This window comes from Streptomyces sp. NPDC053750 (genome assembly GCF_044544295.1).
Classification (GTDB): domain Bacteria; phylum Actinomycetota; class Actinomycetes; order Streptomycetales; family Streptomycetaceae; genus Streptomyces.
Genome location: NZ_JBITXB010000004.1, coordinates 552,304 through 567,616 on the forward strand (window position 1 = coordinate 552,304; position 15,313 = coordinate 567,616).

Annotated in this window: 18 protein-coding genes and 1 tRNA gene; 6 read left to right on the forward strand and 13 right to left on the reverse strand. The window is 71.9% G+C overall.

The window, feature by feature from the left end:
- Window positions 1-47 precede the first annotated feature (47 nt).
- On the forward strand, window positions 48-1,538 hold the full coding sequence (locus ACIGO6_RS15250) for an MFS transporter (protein ID WP_399875693.1): 1,491 nt from the start codon (window positions 48-50) through the stop codon (window positions 1,536-1,538).
- A gap of 146 nt (window positions 1,539-1,684) precedes the next feature.
- Complete coding sequence (locus ACIGO6_RS15255) at window positions 1,685-2,446, forward strand: TetR/AcrR family transcriptional regulator (RefSeq protein WP_399875695.1); 762 nt, start codon at window positions 1,685-1,687, stop codon at window positions 2,444-2,446.
- A gap of 56 nt (window positions 2,447-2,502) precedes the next feature.
- Here the strand turns inward: ACIGO6_RS15255 and ACIGO6_RS15260 are convergent, their stop codons facing one another.
- Window positions 2,503-2,865, reverse strand: a complete 363-nt coding sequence (locus tag ACIGO6_RS15260; protein ID WP_399875696.1) for an STAS domain-containing protein — start codon at window positions 2,863-2,865, stop codon at window positions 2,503-2,505.
- A 216-nt stretch (window positions 2,866-3,081) separates the two neighbouring features.
- On the opposite strand from ACIGO6_RS15260, the gene ACIGO6_RS15265 reads away from it, so the two are divergent.
- Window positions 3,082-3,834 (forward strand): ANTAR domain-containing protein, encoded by a 753-nt coding sequence (locus ACIGO6_RS15265; RefSeq protein ID WP_399875697.1) that lies wholly within the window; start codon window positions 3,082-3,084, stop codon window positions 3,832-3,834.
- Between the two features lie 18 nt (window positions 3,835-3,852).
- Window positions 3,853-4,554 (forward strand): GAF and ANTAR domain-containing protein, encoded by a 702-nt coding sequence (locus tag ACIGO6_RS15270; protein ID WP_399875699.1) that lies wholly within the window; start codon window positions 3,853-3,855, stop codon window positions 4,552-4,554.
- Here the strand turns inward: ACIGO6_RS15270 and ACIGO6_RS15275 are convergent.
- From ACIGO6_RS15275 to ACIGO6_RS15285, 3 genes are all read right to left on the reverse strand, one after another.
- Complete coding sequence (locus ACIGO6_RS15275) at window positions 4,537-5,358, reverse strand: YceI family protein (protein ID WP_399875701.1); 822 nt, start codon at window positions 5,356-5,358, stop codon at window positions 4,537-4,539. The genes ACIGO6_RS15270 and ACIGO6_RS15275 overlap by 18 nt on opposite strands.
- A gap of 108 nt (window positions 5,359-5,466) precedes the next feature.
- Window positions 5,467-8,010, reverse strand: a complete 2,544-nt coding sequence (locus tag ACIGO6_RS15280; RefSeq protein WP_399875702.1) for an MFS transporter — start codon at window positions 8,008-8,010, stop codon at window positions 5,467-5,469.
- 24 nt (window positions 8,011-8,034) lie between these two features.
- Window positions 8,035-8,544, reverse strand: coding sequence for a MarR family winged helix-turn-helix transcriptional regulator (locus ACIGO6_RS15285; protein WP_399875703.1), 510 nt, complete (start codon window positions 8,542-8,544; stop codon window positions 8,035-8,037).
- A gap of 205 nt (window positions 8,545-8,749) precedes the next feature.
- Between ACIGO6_RS15285 and ACIGO6_RS15290 the strand changes: the two genes are divergently transcribed.
- Window positions 8,750-8,950: a hypothetical protein gene (locus tag ACIGO6_RS15290; RefSeq protein ID WP_399875705.1), complete on the forward strand. Its 201-nt coding sequence runs from the start codon at window positions 8,750-8,752 to the stop codon at window positions 8,948-8,950.
- Between the two features lie 84 nt (window positions 8,951-9,034).
- Here ACIGO6_RS15290 and ACIGO6_RS15295 read toward each other — a convergent pair whose 3' ends face one another.
- From ACIGO6_RS15295 to ACIGO6_RS15330, 8 genes are all read right to left on the reverse strand, one after another.
- Window positions 9,035-9,991, reverse strand: coding sequence for an RNA polymerase sigma factor SigF (locus tag ACIGO6_RS15295; protein WP_399875707.1), 957 nt, complete (start codon window positions 9,989-9,991; stop codon window positions 9,035-9,037).
- A gap of 292 nt (window positions 9,992-10,283) precedes the next feature.
- Window positions 10,284-11,135, reverse strand: a complete 852-nt coding sequence (locus ACIGO6_RS15300; RefSeq protein ID WP_399875709.1) for an RNA polymerase sigma factor SigF — start codon at window positions 11,133-11,135, stop codon at window positions 10,284-10,286.
- 208 nt (window positions 11,136-11,343) lie between these two features.
- Window positions 11,344-11,637 (reverse strand): Dabb family protein, encoded by a 294-nt coding sequence (locus tag ACIGO6_RS15305; protein WP_399875711.1) that lies wholly within the window; start codon window positions 11,635-11,637, stop codon window positions 11,344-11,346.
- Entirely contained in the window at window positions 11,637-11,840 is a 204-nt protein-coding gene (locus tag ACIGO6_RS15310) for a hypothetical protein (protein ID WP_399875884.1), read from the reverse strand. Before ACIGO6_RS15310 ends, ACIGO6_RS15305 begins: the two co-directional genes overlap by 1 nt.
- Window positions 11,841-11,899: 59 nt before the next feature.
- Window positions 11,900-11,984 (reverse strand) — tRNA-Ser (locus tag ACIGO6_RS15315).
- Between the two features lie 79 nt (window positions 11,985-12,063).
- Window positions 12,064-12,495, reverse strand: coding sequence for a tRNA adenosine(34) deaminase TadA (tadA, locus tag ACIGO6_RS15320; protein ID WP_399875870.1), 432 nt, complete (start codon window positions 12,493-12,495; stop codon window positions 12,064-12,066).
- An 86-nt stretch (window positions 12,496-12,581) separates the two neighbouring features.
- Complete coding sequence (locus tag ACIGO6_RS15325) at window positions 12,582-13,124, reverse strand: hypothetical protein (RefSeq protein ID WP_399875872.1); 543 nt, start codon at window positions 13,122-13,124, stop codon at window positions 12,582-12,584.
- Window positions 13,125-13,610: 486 nt separating this feature from the next.
- Window positions 13,611-13,835, reverse strand: coding sequence for a hypothetical protein (locus ACIGO6_RS15330; RefSeq protein ID WP_399875713.1), 225 nt, complete (start codon window positions 13,833-13,835; stop codon window positions 13,611-13,613).
- Between the two features lie 106 nt (window positions 13,836-13,941).
- Between ACIGO6_RS15330 and upp the strand changes: the two genes are divergently transcribed.
- Window positions 13,942-14,577 (forward strand): uracil phosphoribosyltransferase, encoded by a 636-nt coding sequence (upp, locus tag ACIGO6_RS15335; protein WP_399875715.1) that lies wholly within the window; start codon window positions 13,942-13,944, stop codon window positions 14,575-14,577.
- Window positions 14,578-14,625: 48 nt separating this feature from the next.
- Here the strand turns inward: upp and ACIGO6_RS15340 are convergent, their stop codons facing one another.
- Window positions 14,626-15,240 (reverse strand): LytR C-terminal domain-containing protein, encoded by a 615-nt coding sequence (locus ACIGO6_RS15340; RefSeq protein ID WP_399875874.1) that lies wholly within the window; start codon window positions 15,238-15,240, stop codon window positions 14,626-14,628.
- Window positions 15,241-15,313: the final 73 nt, after the last annotated feature.

The window sequence follows — 15,313 nt, forward strand, 5'->3', positions numbered from 1 at the left end:
ACATCGTGTGCTGTACAGCGTATAAGAACTCCCATACGCTGTACAGCATGACGACGTCCTCCCGAGCTCAGGAAACCGCGCCCCCGGTCCAGGGCCACCCGCAGCGCTGGCTGATCCTCGGCGTCATCAGCCTCGCCCAGCTGACCGTGGTGCTGGACAACACGGTGCTGAACGTGGCCATCCCCTCGCTCACCAGCGAACTGGGCGCGACCACCTCGGACATCCAGTGGATGATCAACGCCTACTCGTTGGTCCAGTCCGGCCTGCTGCTCAGCGCGGGCAGCGCCGCCGACCGCTACGGCCGCAAGAAGATGCTGGCCACGGGCCTCGCCCTGTTCGGCCTGGGCTCGCTGGCGGCCGGCCTCGCGGACACCACCGGCCAGCTGATCGCGGCACGGGCCGGCATGGGTGTCGGCGGTGCCGTGCTGCTGACCACCACGCTCGCCGTGGTCATGCAGATCTTCGCGCCCGCGGAGCACGCGAAGGCGATCGGCATCTGGAGCGCGGTCAGCGCGCTCGGCTTCGCGTGCGGGCCGCTGATCGGCGGGCTCGTACTGGACCACTTCTGGTGGGGCGCGATCTTCCTGATCAACCTGCCGGTCGTGGCGCTGGGCCTGGTCGCCGTCGTGACCCTGGTCCCCGAGTCGAGGAACCGCCAGGGCGACCGCCCGGACCTGCTCGGCGCCGTGCTCTCCACGCTCGGCATGGCCGCGCTGGTCTACGCGATCATCTCCGGCCCCGAACACGGCTGGACGTCGGGCCGGGTACTGGCCACGGCCGGCGTCGCGGTGGGGGTGCTCGCGCTCTTCGCGTACTGGGAGAGCCGTATTTCGTACCCCATGCTCGACCTGCAGTTCTTCCGCGACCAGCGGTTCACCGGCGCGGTGGCCGGCCTGGTGCTGATCACCTTCGGCATGGGCGGCGCGCTGTTCCTGCTCACCCAGCACCTGCAGTTCGTCCTCGGCTACGGCCCGCTGGAGGCCGGGCTGCGGACCGCGCCGCTGGCCCTGACGGTGGTGCTGCTGAACTTCTCCGGGGTGGCCGCGAAGTGGCTGGCCAGGCTGGGCGCGCCGGTGGCGGTGCTGCTGAGCATGGTGCTGATGTCGGCGGGCCTGGTGGCCATCGCCACGCTGACCGGCCAGGGATACGCGGGCACGCTGCTGGGCCTGCTGCTGATCGGCGTGGGGTGTGCGCTCGGCAACCCGGCCATGGCACACGCGCTCATGAGCTCGATACCGCCGGCCAAGGCGGGGGTCGGTGCGGGCGTCAACGGCACGTTGGCGGAGTTCGGCAACGGGCTGGGGGTGGCCGTGCTGGGCGCGGTGCTGAACGCGCGGTTCGCGGCGCTGGTGCCGGTCGCGGGGGCGTCGTTGCCGGCGGCGTTGGCCGCGGCGGAGGGGGAGGAGGAGCGGGGGCGGGTGATCGATGCGTTCTCCTCCGGAGTGGAGAGCAGTCAGTTGGTGGGGGCGGTGGCCGTGTTGCTGGGTGGGGTGGTGGCGGCGGTGTTGTTGCGGAGGGCGGAGAAGGTGGTCGCCTAAGAGTTCGGGTGGTGGGGTAGTCGTGCGGCTGCGGGCTCGTTGTGGCTGGTCGCGCCCACGCGGCGGAGTCGCACATCGATGCGGTCCCGCGCCCCTGGCGGGGCGCTTAGCATGACCGGCATTCGAGAAGTCGAGGGACGGTGCGCATGGCGAAGGCGGGGCGGCAGGGGGTGCGGGCCAGTGTGTGGCTGGAGGGAGGAGGCCGGCCGGGTGGGCGGCGTGGGGGGCAGCCGTCCGGGCTGGACCGGGAGCGGATCACCGAGGTCACCGTCCGGCTGCTGGACGCCGAGGGCCTGGCCAAGTTCTCCATGCGCCGCCTGGCCGCCGAGCTGAACGTCACCGCGATGTCCGTCTACTGGTACGTCGACACCAAGGACGAGCTGCTCGAACTCGCCCTGGACGCCGTCTTCGGCGAGCTGCGCCGCCCCGACCCGGAGGCCGCCGAGGACTGGCGCGTGCAGTTGCGCACGCTGGCCCGGGAGAACCGCAGGCTGCTGGTGCGCCACCCCTGGCTGTCCCAGCTGGTCGGCACCTACCTCAACATCGGCCCCCACTCGCTGGCCTTCTCCCGGGCGGTGCAGGGCGTCATGCGCCGCAGCGGTCTGCCCGCGCACCGCTTGGCCAGTGCCATCGCCGCCGTCTTCCAGTTCGTCTACGGCTACGGCACCATCGAGGGCCACTTCCTCGCGCGGGCGGCGGACACCGGCCTGAGCCCGGACGAGTACTTCCAGGACTCCATGAGCGCGGTGGCCGAGTCGCCGGACACCGCCCCCGACGTCATCGCGGAGTCCCGGGCCATCATGTCGGCGCGTGGCGGTGACACGGTGGCCGAGATGCTGGACCGGGACTTCGAGTTCGCGCTGGACCTGCTGGTGGCGGGTATCGAGGCGATGGTCGAACGCGGATGACGGTCCAGGGCCTGTCCGGCCCTGGACCAAGGCCCCCACTGGTCCGAAGTCCCGCTCTACGACCGCAGCGCCTCCTTGACGCTGTCGTGCACCGGCACGTCCCGGCGCAGGCCGGACAGTTCCAGGACGCGGCTCGGCACGCCGCCCGGCGCGGCCACCACCCGCAGCCGGGCGCCGCCGGGCAGTCGGCGGCGGACCTCGTCGAGGAGGCGGACGCCCTGGGAGTCCATGAAGCGGGTCGCGGTCAGGTCCACGACGACCAGGCGCAGCCCGTCGGACCGCTGGTCCACCGCGGTCATGATCAGGGGCAGCAGCCCCGTTCCGTTGCAGAAGTCGATCTCGCGGGGCAGGGCGAGCACGACGCAGCCCGGTGGATCACACGGCTCGCACGTCTCGCTGGGTGGGGGGAGGAAGGTCACGGCACTCACCTGACAGTCGTCCGTCCGGCTTCCGGCAAGGCCACTTCCTGACCCGGCCCCATTCCACCACGGGGGCCGACAGGGACGGAAGGTGCCCACCGCTCCGTCGGCCGGGCGTCACCGGCGGGCAACCAAGCAGCTAAAGTGCTGTTCGTCCTGTGCTCGCAGTCAGGAATGTGCTGCGGAGCTCTCCTGCGCACGGCCGTGTGGCCGCGCATGCCGAAGAGGTTCGTGGTGGCTGCGTCCGAATTTACTGATTTGCCGCGTTTTCCGGCGGGTTTCGAGCTGGCCGAGGCTCTGACGGCGGCGGCCCGTCACCTGCACGGGACGGAGAGCCCCGACAGCACCATGAGCACGGCCGTCGAGCTGGCGGTGCGGCTGCTGCCCGGTGCGGAGCACGCGGGCATCCTGGAGTTCGAGCGGGGCAGCCGGCTGCGCACCCTCGCCTGGACGGACGAGGTCGTACGGTTCGCGGCCGACCCCCGGCACGGCGGCCCCCGCGCGCCGCACCCGGACTGGGACAACCTGTGGACCACCCCCGTGGTGCGCATAGCCGACAGCGAGGCCGACGGCGGCGGCAACGCCCTGGCCGGCCTCGGCCTCCGCTCGGCCCTGTCGCTGCGGCTGCGCGCCGACCGGCGCCGCCTGACCGTGCTGACGGCGTACGCCCGGGGACCCCGCGTCTTCGACGAGGACGCCACCCGCATCGGCCGCCTGTTCACCGCGCACGTCAGCCTGGCCCTGGACTCGGCGACCGTGCGCGAGCAGCTCACCGAGGCCATGCGCACCCGGGACCTGATCGGCCAGGCCACCGGCATCCTCATGGAGCGCCTGGACATCGACGCGGCCGGTGCCTTCGAATCCCTGGTGAAGGCCTCGCAGCGGGAGAACGTGAAGCTGCGCGACCTCGCCCGCCGCATCGTCGACGCCAACACCGGCGCCGGAGGGCGAGGCGTGGGCGAGCGCTGACGGGACATCCGTAGGGGCATGACCTCGCAGACCGAAGACACGCTCGAGGGAGCCATGGCGCGCAGTCAGGGCCTCGACACCCTGCTGCGCGACCTGACCGACCGCGCGGTCGTGCAGGTGCCCGGGGCCGCCGCCTGCTCGGTCACGGTGCGTCGTGCCGACCGGCTGATGACCCTGGCGGGCAGCGAGGGCCTGCCCAGCGGCCTGGACCTGCGCCAGTACGAGAACGGCTCGGGTCCCTGCGTGGACGCCGCGGAGACGGGGCGCACGCAGTACGCCGCCGACCTCGCCGCGGAGACCCGCTGGGCCGCGTACACGCGGTACGCGCTGGGCACCGGCGTGCGCTGTGTGCTGGCGCTGCCGCTGTCCGTCGAGGGCGAGACGGGCGCCGCGCTCAATCTCTACGGCCCCGAGCCCGGCTCCCTGGCCGCGTCGCACGACGCGGCCCGCACCTTCGCGGAGCGGGCCGCGGACGCCGTGAACGAGGCCCTGCGGGTGGAGCGGCAGCAGGCCTCGGCGGCCGACGTGCGCACCGCCCTGCTCTCCCGGAGCGTCATCGACCAGGCGGTCGGCATCCTCATGGCCCGGGAGCGGATCGACGCCCACCGCGCGCTGGAGCGGCTGCGGCGGGCCTCGCAGCACACGAACGTCAAGCTCCGGGACCTGTGCGACGAGCTGGTGGCCCGGGCGTCCGGCGGCGCCTCACGCGGCCGGCAGTGACTCCCCCTGGACCGCCTGGACGTCCAGCTCGACCCTGAGGGTCGTGCCGATGGCGGCGATGCCGGCCTGGAGGACCTGGTTGTAGTTCATCGCGAAGTCCTCGCGCCGCAGTTCGGTGGTCGCGCGGAACGCGGCCCGGGTGCCGCCCCACGGGTCGGCGCCGGTGCCGAGGTAGGACAGGTCCAGGTCGACCGGGCGGACGACGCCGTGCAGGCCCAGCTCGCCGTGGACGGTCCAGCGGTCCGGTCCGGCCTGGCTCACTCCGGTGGACCGGTAGGTGATCTCCGGGTACCGCTCGACGTCCAGGAAGTCCGCGGAGCGCAGGTGGGTGTCGCGCATGCCGTTGCCCGTGTCGATGGAGGCTGCCTTGATCACCGCCTCCACCCGGGACTTGGTGACGTCGTCCGGCGCGATCTCCACGGTGCCGGCGAACTCCGTGAACCGGCCGTGCACGCTGGAGATGCCCAGGTGCTGGGCGACCGCGGCGACGCTGGAGTGCGCCGGGTCGACGGTCCACGGCCCGGGCGGCGGCAGCTCGGTGCCGCCCTGGCGGGCCAGCGTCACGGTGCCGACCTCGGCGCGTCCGCTCGCGGTGACGATCGCGCTGGAGGCGGCGGGCGCGTAGCCGACGGCGGTGACGATGACGGTGTACGGCCCGGGCGCCAGCGGGGTCGCGTCCCGCACGGTGCCCTCGGTGTCCGCCTCGGCGCGCAGCACCTGCGTGCCGGTCATGTCGGTCACCGTGACGACCGCGTGCGACACGGCCCATCCGTCCCGCGTGCGAATCCTCGCGGTCAGTCCCATCCCGTTTTCTCCCTGCAAAGGCTCAGAAAGTGGTCGTAAAACAGCCGGCCCGTGGGGGCGGGCGCACCTCCGCTCAGAGCGCGCACGCCACCACGGGCCGGGGTTTCGCTACTCGCCGGGGTGGGCGAGCTCGATGTCGTGGCCGTCGGCACCCTGGCCGGTGACCGTCAGGGCGGTCGCCACCGGCGGGTAACCGGTCGCGATGACCGTGTACTCACCGGCGTCCAGGTCGGTGAAGGCGTACGCGCCGTCCGCACCGGTGGTGGCGGTGCCGATCACGTTGCCGGCCGCGTCGACCAGCGTGACGCGGGCGTCGGCCAGCGGACCGTGCGGCGCCCGCACGACGCCCTGGACCTCGGCGCCGGCCTGGAGGTCGACCTCGACGCGGGTGATGCCGGTGCCGCCCACCTCGACGGGCAGGGCGCGCGGCCGGTACCCGACGGCGTTGACGGCGACGGTCACCGTGCCCGGCACCAGTTCGGCGAAGGAGAACTCGCCCTGGTCACCGGTGGCTGCGGTGGCCAGCAGGTCCCCGCGCACATCGGTCACGATCACCATCGCGTCCTTGACCGGCAGCCCGTTCTCCACGGCCCGGACCAGACCGGTCAGCCCGCTGGTGCCGCTGAGCAGCACGTCGTAGGCGACCGGCTCGTCGTTCACCACGATCGTCGAGGCCTGCGGCTGGAAGCCGTCGGCGGAGGCGATCAGGACGTACGACCCCGCGCTCGGCGCGTCGAGGGCGTAGGAGCCGTCGGCCTGGGCGACCGAGCGGCCCAGCTGCCGGCCCGCCAGCGAGATCAGCGTGACCGCGGCCTGCGGGACCGGCGCGGACTCGGCGCCGCGGACGAAGCCGCGGACCGGGATGCCGCCGGAGACCGGTGCCACCGGCTCACCGGAGCCGGCCGCCGACGCGACCGCGGCGAGCGGCTGCGGGGCGGTCCGTGCGCCGGAGTCGGCGACGGACGGGGCCGCGAGCGCACCGGCCGGGACCGGCTCGGGGGCGGTCCGGACGGCCTCGGCCGGGGCCGGGGCGACCGGGGAGGCGGCCTCGGCGGTGGCCTCCGCGGCCTGGGCGAGGGCGCCGGTGGTACGCAGCGGGACCTCCTTGATGAACAGGGTGACCAGGAAGGCGATCAGGGCGATCGGCGCGACGTACAGGAAGATGTCGGCGATGCCGTGCCCGTAGGCGCTCTCCAGCCACTCGCGGATGCCCGGGGGCAGCAGATCCATGTCGGGGATCGAGCCGCTGCCGGAGGCCTTGGCGGCCGCGGCCTGCTCCTGCGGGCTGAGCGAGCCGATGGTGTCCGAGGCGTAGTGGCTGATCCGGGAGGACATCACGGAGCCGAGCACCGAGACGCCCACCGCACCGCCGAGGGACCGGAAGAAGGTGACCACGGAGGACGCGGCACCCAGGTCGCTCGGGGCCACCTGGTTCTGCGTGCAGAGCACCAGGTTCTGCATCATCATGCCGACGCCGAGACCCATCAGCGCCATGAAGATCGCGATGTGCCAGTAGGGGGTGTCGTAGCGCATGGTGCCGAGCAGGCCCAGGCCCGCCGTCAGCAGCACGCCGCCGGCCAGCAGCCAGCCCTTCCACTTGCCGGTCTTGGTGATGATCATGCCGGAGACCGTGGACGAGACGAACAGGCCGCCGATCATCGGGATGGTCATGACGCCCGACATGGTCGGGGACTTGTCCCGGGCCAGCTGGAAGTACTGGCTGAAGTAGACGGTGCCCGCGAACATCGCGATACCGACGAACAGCGAGGCCAGCGAGGCCAGGGTGATGGTGCGGTTCCGGAACAGGCGCAGCGGGATGATCGGCTCGCTGGCCTTGGTCTCGACGAAGCAGAAGATCAGGGTCAGGAGGATCGCGCCGCCGACCATGACACCGGTCTGCCAGGACATCCAGGCGTACTTGTCGTCGGCGAAGGTGACCCAGACCAGCAGCAGGCAGACGGCCGCGGTGACGAAGAAGGCACCGGCCCAGTCGACCTTGACCTTGCGCTTGACCACCGGCAGGTGCAGCGTCTTCTGGAGCACGACCAGCGCGATGATCGCGAAGGGCACACCGACGTAGAGGCACCAGCGCCAGCCGAGCCAGCTGGTGTCGGTGATGACGCCGCCGAGCAGCGGACCGCCGACGGTGGCGACCGCGAAGGTCGCGCCGAGGTAGCCGGAGTAGCGCCCGCGCTCACGCGGGGAGATCATCGCGGCCATGATGATCTGGGCCAGGGCGGACAGACCGCCGGCGCCCAGACCCTGGATGACACGCGCGCTGATCAGCATCGCCGGGTTCTGCGCCAGGCCGGCCACGACGGAGCCGAGGACGTAGACGCAGAGGGCTATCTGGACCAGGGCCTTCTTGCTGACCAGGTCGGCGAGCTTGCCCCACAGGGGGGTGGAGGCGGTCATCGCCAGCAGCGAGGCGGTGACGACCCAGGTGTAGGCGCTCTGGCCGCCGCCGAGGTCGGCGATGATCTCGGGCAGGGCGTTGGTGACGATGGTCGAGGACAGGATGGCGGCGAACATGCCGAGCAGCAGCCCGGACAGCGCCTCCATGATCTGCCGGTGCGTCATCGGAGCGTCTCCCGAGGAGCCTCCCCCGTGCTTGGCATGAGCCCGCACACCGGCTGGTGTGGTCGTTGCCATGGACTTCCTTTGCTTACGTGGTGATCACGGGTGTACGGGGTGTACGAGTGGTTCACGAGGGGACTGTTCGTCCCCGGTCGGTGCGGGGGGCCGGGCCGCGGGGCTCCGGCAGTCGTCGAAGCTGGCCCTGAGGCGGGCCATGAGCCGGGAGAGCTGACCGACCTCGTCGTCGGTCCAGTCGCTCAGCCGGTGGGCGAGCAGCTGGGTGGTCCGCTCGGCGATCTCGTCGAGCCGGTCCTGGCCCCGGGGCGTCAGGCGCAGGATGCGCGAGCGCTTGTCCGCGGGGTCGGGGGAGCGTTCGATCCAGCCCCGTTCGGCGACATGGGTGACATGGCGGCTGGTCACCGACATGTCCACGGCCAGCAGCTCCGCGAGCTTGCTGATGCGCATGTCCCCGTGACGGCCGAGCAGGGTCAGTACGGCGGCGGATCCGCCGGGGCAGTCGGACGGCAGCAGCCGTCCCATCTCCCGCTTCACGGCGCCGAAGGCGCTGAACTGGCGGATCAGCTCCTCGTACTGAGCCTTCTCGGCCATGCGCACCTCCCGTTTTCGTTGCTTAGGGCAACCATAGGTTCCGTTGGTTGCTACAGGCAAATAAAAACGGTCATCGGGGACCAAAAAGTTGGCAAAGGCAAGTATTGCGAAAGTAAACGCGCAGGTGGCGGGCGGGGAGCGCCGTCAAAGTGGCGGGGGAGCCCCGCACTTGGGCCGCACCCACGGATTCGCTAGGGTCTCGGCCATGGCTGACAACCAGGGCCCCCAGGGCAATTACGACCCCGCAGGCAGCACCCAGATGTTCCGCGCGTTCGTCGACGAGGGCGCCCCCCAGTCCCGGCAGGCGGCCCCCGCCGCCTCCTCCGGGCCCCGCATCGGCCTGATCGTCGGCATCGTGGCCGCCGTGGTGGTCGTCGCGGCCGTGGCCTGGCTGGCGCTGAAGTAGAATCGGCACTCATTCGTACGACGGCGACCGCCGCGGCCCCGGAGGGTCGCGGCGGTCGTGCACGGTCGTGCGGTGGCGGAGGGCTCAGTCGGAGATGAGGCCCTCGCGCAGCTGCGACAGGGTGCGGGTCAGCAGCCGGGAGACGTGCATCTGCGAGATGCCGACCTCCTCGCCGATCTGCGACTGGGTCATGTTGGCGAAGAAGCGCAGCATGATGATCCGCCGCTCCCGGGGCGGCAGCTTGGCCAGCAGCGGCTTGAGGGACTCGCGGTACTCCACGCCCTCCAGCGCCGTGTCCTCGTAGCCCAGGCGGTCGGCCAGCGAGCCCTCGCCGCCGTCGTCCTCCGGGGCCGGGGAGTCCAGCGAGGAGGCGGTGTAGGCGTTGCCGACCGCGAGGCCGTCGACGACGTCCTCCTCGGACACGCCCAGCACGGCGGCCAGCTCGCCGACCGTCGGGGAGCGGTCCAGCTTCTGGGAGAGCTCGTCGCTCGCCTTCGTCAGGGCCAGGCGCAGCTCCTGGAGGCGGCGCGGGACGCGCACCGACCACGAGGTGTCCCGGAAGAACCGCTTGATCTCACCGACCACGGTCGGCATCGCGAAGGTCGGGAACTCCACGCCCCGTTCGCAGTCGAAGCGGTCGATGGCCTTGATCAGGCCGATGGTGCCGACCTGGACGATGTCCTCCATCGGCTCGTTGCGCGAGCGGAAGCGGGCGGCGGCGTAGCGCACCAGCGGGAGGTTGAGCTCGATCAGGGTGTCCCGGACGTAGGCACGCTCGGGGCTGTCCGCGTCGAGGGCGGCGAGCCGCAGGAACAGGGAGCGGGACAGGGTGCGGGTGTCGATGGCCCCCGTTGCCGGAAGGGCCTGGGCCGGCACGGCGTCGAGGGTCGGAACGGCATCGACGGTCCCGGCGGAGTCGAGAGCCGGAACGGCTTCGGCGGCCGGGACGTCGTCGATGGGGCCGAGCGCCTCGAGCGCGTCGGGCGCGGTCTCGCTCTCCGCGAGCGCGAGCACCTTCGAGCTGCCCTGGTCTGCGGACATGCCACCCCCTTTGGGTCGCGGGACGGTCGTGGCGGGCGCTCCCACGGCGGGAACGCAGCCTTCACCTGAATACCGGCGCCGGAGCCCCGGCAAACGCGTCTCCGGCAGAATGTCACATGTCGGCAACGCGCTGTAGTGACATGTCGACATGCAAGACGCGAATACCCCCTGGAAACAGGGGGTCTGACGGCCTTTCAGTCCCATTGGGTCCGCAACGGCCCTGGTGAGCGATTCGCTCGCCCCGGTGACATCTCGCTCGGGCTTTCGACTCCCCGTCGAGCCCGTGTCGAGGCTACGCGTCGATCCGGTTGGCGGACCTCAAGCGCTGGAAACTGCGCGCCAGCAGCCGCGAGACGTGCATCTGGGAGACGCCGAGCTCCGCGCTGATCTGGGACTGGGTGAGATTGCTGTAGTAGCGCAGCAGCAGGATGCGCTGCTCCCGTTCCGGGAGCTGGACGAGCAGGTGCCGGACGAGGTCGCGGTGCTCGACCCCGTCGAGGGCGGGGTCCTCGTAGCCGAGCCGGTCGAGCAGCCCGGGCAGCCCGTCGCCCTCCTGGGCGGCCTCCAGCGAGGTGGCGTGGTACGACCGTCCCGCCTCGATGCAGGACAGCACCTCCTCCTCGGTGATGCGCAGCCGCTCGGCGATCTCGGCGGTCGTCGGGGAGCGCCCGAAGGCGGTGGTCAGGTCCTCGGTCGCGCTGTTGACCTGGACCCAGAGCTCGTGCAGCCGGCGCGGTACGTGCACCGTGCGGACGTTGTCGCGGAAGTACCGCTTGATCTCGCCGACGACGGTCGGCATGGCGAAGGTGGGGAACTGCACGCCCCGCTCCGGGTCGAAGCGGTCGATGGCGTTGATGAGCCCGATGGTGCCGACCTGGACGACGTCCTCCATCGGCTCGTTGCGGGAGCGGAAGCGGGCGGCGGCGTAGCGCACCAGCGGGAGGTTGGCCTCGATGAGCGCCGCGCGGACCCGGTCGTGCTCCGGCGTGCCCGGCGTCAGTCCCTTCAGCTCGCCGAAGAGCAGCTGGGTCAGGGCCCGGGTGTCCGCGCCCCGGCTGCGCTGCGGCGTGGATTCCGGCGCGGGCGACTCCTTGGCCTGGGCGGGCGGTGCGGGCGGTGCTTGAGGCGCAGTACTGGCCGGCACGGTCAACTCCACCTCGTGATCCGTCGCTCTTCCGTCAACTCACCGTCAAAAGCGGTCATAGCATCACAAGACATGTGCACTGTGTGCAAGCACCGCATAACGTCGTGTTGAGTGAACGCGGGGGTGAGCGGGCGTGAACGCGAGGCGGCCCCGCACCCGAGGGGACGGGTGCGGGGCCGGAACGCACTGGGCCGGACGGGCGGCCGTACTAGAACTCGTAGTCGGCGATCACCCAGGTGGCGAACTCGCGCCAGAGGGCGACGCCCGCCTGGTGCGCAGGGTGCTCGAGGTAGCGCTTGAGGGCGTCGGTGTCGTCCACGGCCGAGTTGATGGCGAAGTCGTAGGCGATGGGCCGGTCGCTGATGTTCCAGGCGCACTCCCAGAAGCGCAGCTCGTCGATCCGGTCCCCCAGGGACCGGAAGGCCTCGACGCCCTCCACGACGCGCGGGTCGTCGCGCTCCACGCCCTCGTTCAGCTTGAACAGCACCAGGTGGCGGATCATCACTTTCCTCCGTTGGCGGCCCAGGTCATGAAGTCGCCGACGGCGCTCGCCGCATCGGATATGCCCTGGAAACCTATCTGCACGTAGTCGGCGGCCTTCGCCGGGTCCGTGATGATCACATACAGCACGAAGACCACGAGCGCATAGACGGCGATCTTCTTCGAGTTCACCGCCACCGCGGCCTCCCCTGTCCCTTCGAGCACGCCTTCGGTCGCTCATGATCGCACGAAGGGCCCCGTCTTTCGACGGGGCCCTTCAAGAGCGGTAGCGGAGGGATTTGAACCCTCGGTGACTTGCGCCACACTCGCTTTCGAGGCGAGCTCCTTCGGCCGCTCGGACACGCTACCGAGAGAGACCTTACAGCACAGTGCGGCGTGGTTTGAAATCGATAACGGGCGCCCGCGGCCGGTGCGGGGCGGCACGGTGTCAGCGGTCGCGGAAGAAGTCCGTGAGCAGCCGGGAGCAGTCCCCGGCGAGCACGCCCTCGATGACCTCGGGCCGGTGGTTGAGCCGCCGGTCGCGCACCACGTCCCACAGGGAGCCGGTCGCGCCCGCCTTGTCGTCGCGGGCGCCGTAGACGACACGGTCCACGCGGGACTGCACGAGCGCGCCCGCGCACATGGTGCACGGCTCCAGGGTGACGACGAGTGTGCAGCCGGACAGCCGCCACTCGCCGAGCTTCTGGGCGGCCCGCCGGATGGCGAGGACCTCGGCGTGCGCGGTGGGGTCGCCGGTGGCCTCGCGTTCGTTGTGCCCGGCGGCCAGCACGGTCCGTCCGTCCGGTGCGAGCACGACGGCGCCGACGGGGACGTCCCCGCCCCGCGCGGCCCGCCCGGCCTCGGCCAGGGCGAGCCGCATCGCGGCCCGCCACGGGTCGCGCACCGGGTCGGGCGGTACGGAGCGGTCCGCGGGGTCCTCGCCCCGGCCCTGCTCGGTCGGCGCGGTCAGCGGACGGTCTCCAGCACGTCGGAGGCGCCCAGGGCCTCGGCGATCTCGCCGACCGCGTCCCCGGACATCGAGCGCAGCTCCTTCTCGCTCAGGCCGAGGTCGTCGAGGATCTCCGGGTCGCCGACCGGGCCGTGCGGCACGGTGGACTCACCGGAGCCCGCGGCCGCGTCGCCGTCGTCGGCATCGTCGTCGTCGTCGGATTCGCCGTCCTCCGTGCCGTCGAGGTCCAGGGCGTCGAGGTCGTCGTCGTCACCGGGTTCCCGGCCGAGCAGTTCGTCGGTGAGCAGGATCTCGCCGTAACTGCTGCGGGCGGCAGCAGCGGCGTCCGAGACGTAGATGCGGGGGTCGTCCTCGCCGTCCACCCGGACGACTCCGAACCACGCGTCCTCCTGCTCGATCAGCACGAGCACCGTGTCCTCGTCGGGAGAGGCTTCCCGGGCCAGGTCGGCCAGATCCGACAGGGTCTCCACATCGTCGAGCTCCGTGTCGCTCGCTTCCCACCCGTCTTCGGTGCGCGCGAGCAGTGCGGCGAAGTACACCGTGACTCTCCCACTGGTCATAGGCGTGCCGGTTGGGGATCCCCCCGGCGGAGGTAGTGGGTGGGGGAGCGGCGCTCCGAGCCCCACCCACTCGGAATCGTGGCAGAAACAAGGCACTCAGGGGACGTCTTCGGCGCCCTGTGTCCGGCAGTTTTGCCCGGGAGTCGGGAGCACGCACCCGGACCGTCACCCGACAGCGCGTTTGTTGCGGCCACTCGCGGATCGTACGCGGATTCCCACGACACCCGCGCGCCCCCGCGCCCACAACATCGGCGCGGCGCACGATCACCCCCGGTCGGGTCAGGGCCGGGGCCCCATCGGGCCGGGACGGATCCCGGTCGGGCGGGGCGGGGAGGCCGTCGGGTGGGGGCGTAGGGCCGTCGGGGCAGGGGCGGACCTCGGGCGGGCCCGGGGGCGGGGCGCCGTCATGCCGGGGGCGGCCGCCGTCGGAACAGGGGTGGGGGCTGTTCGGGCGGGTGGCCGGGGCTACCAGCGGAAGGTGCGCATGCGCATGGCGTGGCGTAGGCGGGCGGTCTTGGCGCGGCGGGGCTGGACGCGGTCCCGTAGCTCCCGGGCCTCGGCCAGGTCGCGCAGGAACTGCGCCCGGCGGCGACGGCGCTCGGCCTCCAGCTCCGCGCTCCGCTTCGATGCGCGCCCCGCCCCCGGCTCCTCGCCCGAGGACGGCGCGTCGTGGAAGTCCCGGTCAGACACAGTCTCACCACCCAGCGTCGGTCCCTCCCACCTTCCCCCGGCCGGGCGGTTTGACGCCCCCGAGCGAGTGAAGCGGCTGTCCGGGCGCCCGGCTACTGTGGTGGACATGCGTCTCCACGTCGTCGACCACCCCCTGGTCGCCCACAAACTCACCACCCTGCGCGACCGGCGCACCGACTCCGCGACCTTCCGCCGTCTCGCCGACGAGCTGGTCACCCTGCTCGCCTACGAGGCCACGCGCGACGTGCGCACCGAACAGGTCGACATCCACACGCCGGTCTCCCCGACCACCGGCGTCAAGCTCTCCCACCCGCGCCCGCTGGTGGTGCCGATCCTGCGGGCCGGTCTCGGCATGCTCGACGGCATGGTCCGGCTGCTGCCGACCGCCGAGGTGGGCTTCCTCGGCATGATCCGCAACGAGGAGACGCTGCAGGCCTCCACGTACGCGACCCGGATGCCCGAGGACCTGTCCGGGCGCCAGGTGTACGTCCTGGACCCGATGCTGGCCACCGGCGGCACCCTGGTCGCGTCGATCCAGGAGCTGATCAAGCGCGGTGCCGACGACGTGACGGCCGTCGTGCTGCTCGCCGCCCCCGAGGGCGTCGAGCTCATGGAGCGCGAGCTGGCCGGCACCCCGGTGACGGTCGTGACGGCCTCGGTCGACGAGCGGCTCAATGAGCAGGGGTACATCGTCCCGGGCCTCGGCGACGCGGGCGACCGGATGTACGGGGCGGCCGAGTAGTACGCCCCGGGGCGCAGCGGTACGGCGGTCCCGTACCGCTGCTGCCGCTCAGCAGTTCTTCTTCTCCCCGGAGGGCGTCGGCTGCGGCGCGGCCAGCGCGGTCAGCGCCGCGTCGGCGTCCGCGGGCTTTGCCAGTCCCTTGAAGCCGTCGCCGATGATCAGGTCGACGGTGGCGCCCTTGCGGGCCGCGTCGGTGCGGCGTTCGGCGGCGGGGAGCTGGGTGCCGAGGACGGACAGCGAGGTCTTCAGGGAGGCGGCCGGGCCGAGCAGGACGCCCGCGCCGCCGACCTTCTTGTCGAACTCCTTGGGCGCGTTGCTCACGTCGCCGATGCGGAAGCCGCGCTTCTTGAGCTCGTCGGCGGTCTTCTGGGCGAGGCCGCCACGGGTCGTGGCGTTGAGTACGTTGACGGTGACCTGCGCGGGTTTCGGCACGGCCACGGCGGCGGGCGAGGCGCTCGCGCCGGTGGTCCGGCACCCCGCCGCGGCGCCGGCCGCGGAGGCCTTGTCGCCGCCGGTGAAGACGTCGATGAGCTGGAGCGTGCCCCAGCCGGCCACCCCTACGACGGTGGCGCAGGCGACGGCGACGAACGCGAACCGGCCGCGCCGCCGGGCCGGGCGCATCCGCGGGTACCTGTCCCCCGTGATCTTGTACTGGCCGCCCATGCCAGGGGGAGTGAGCATGCTCATGAGCGCAGCGTAGTGCGCGGGAACAGCGATGCCTATTAGATGATCAGTC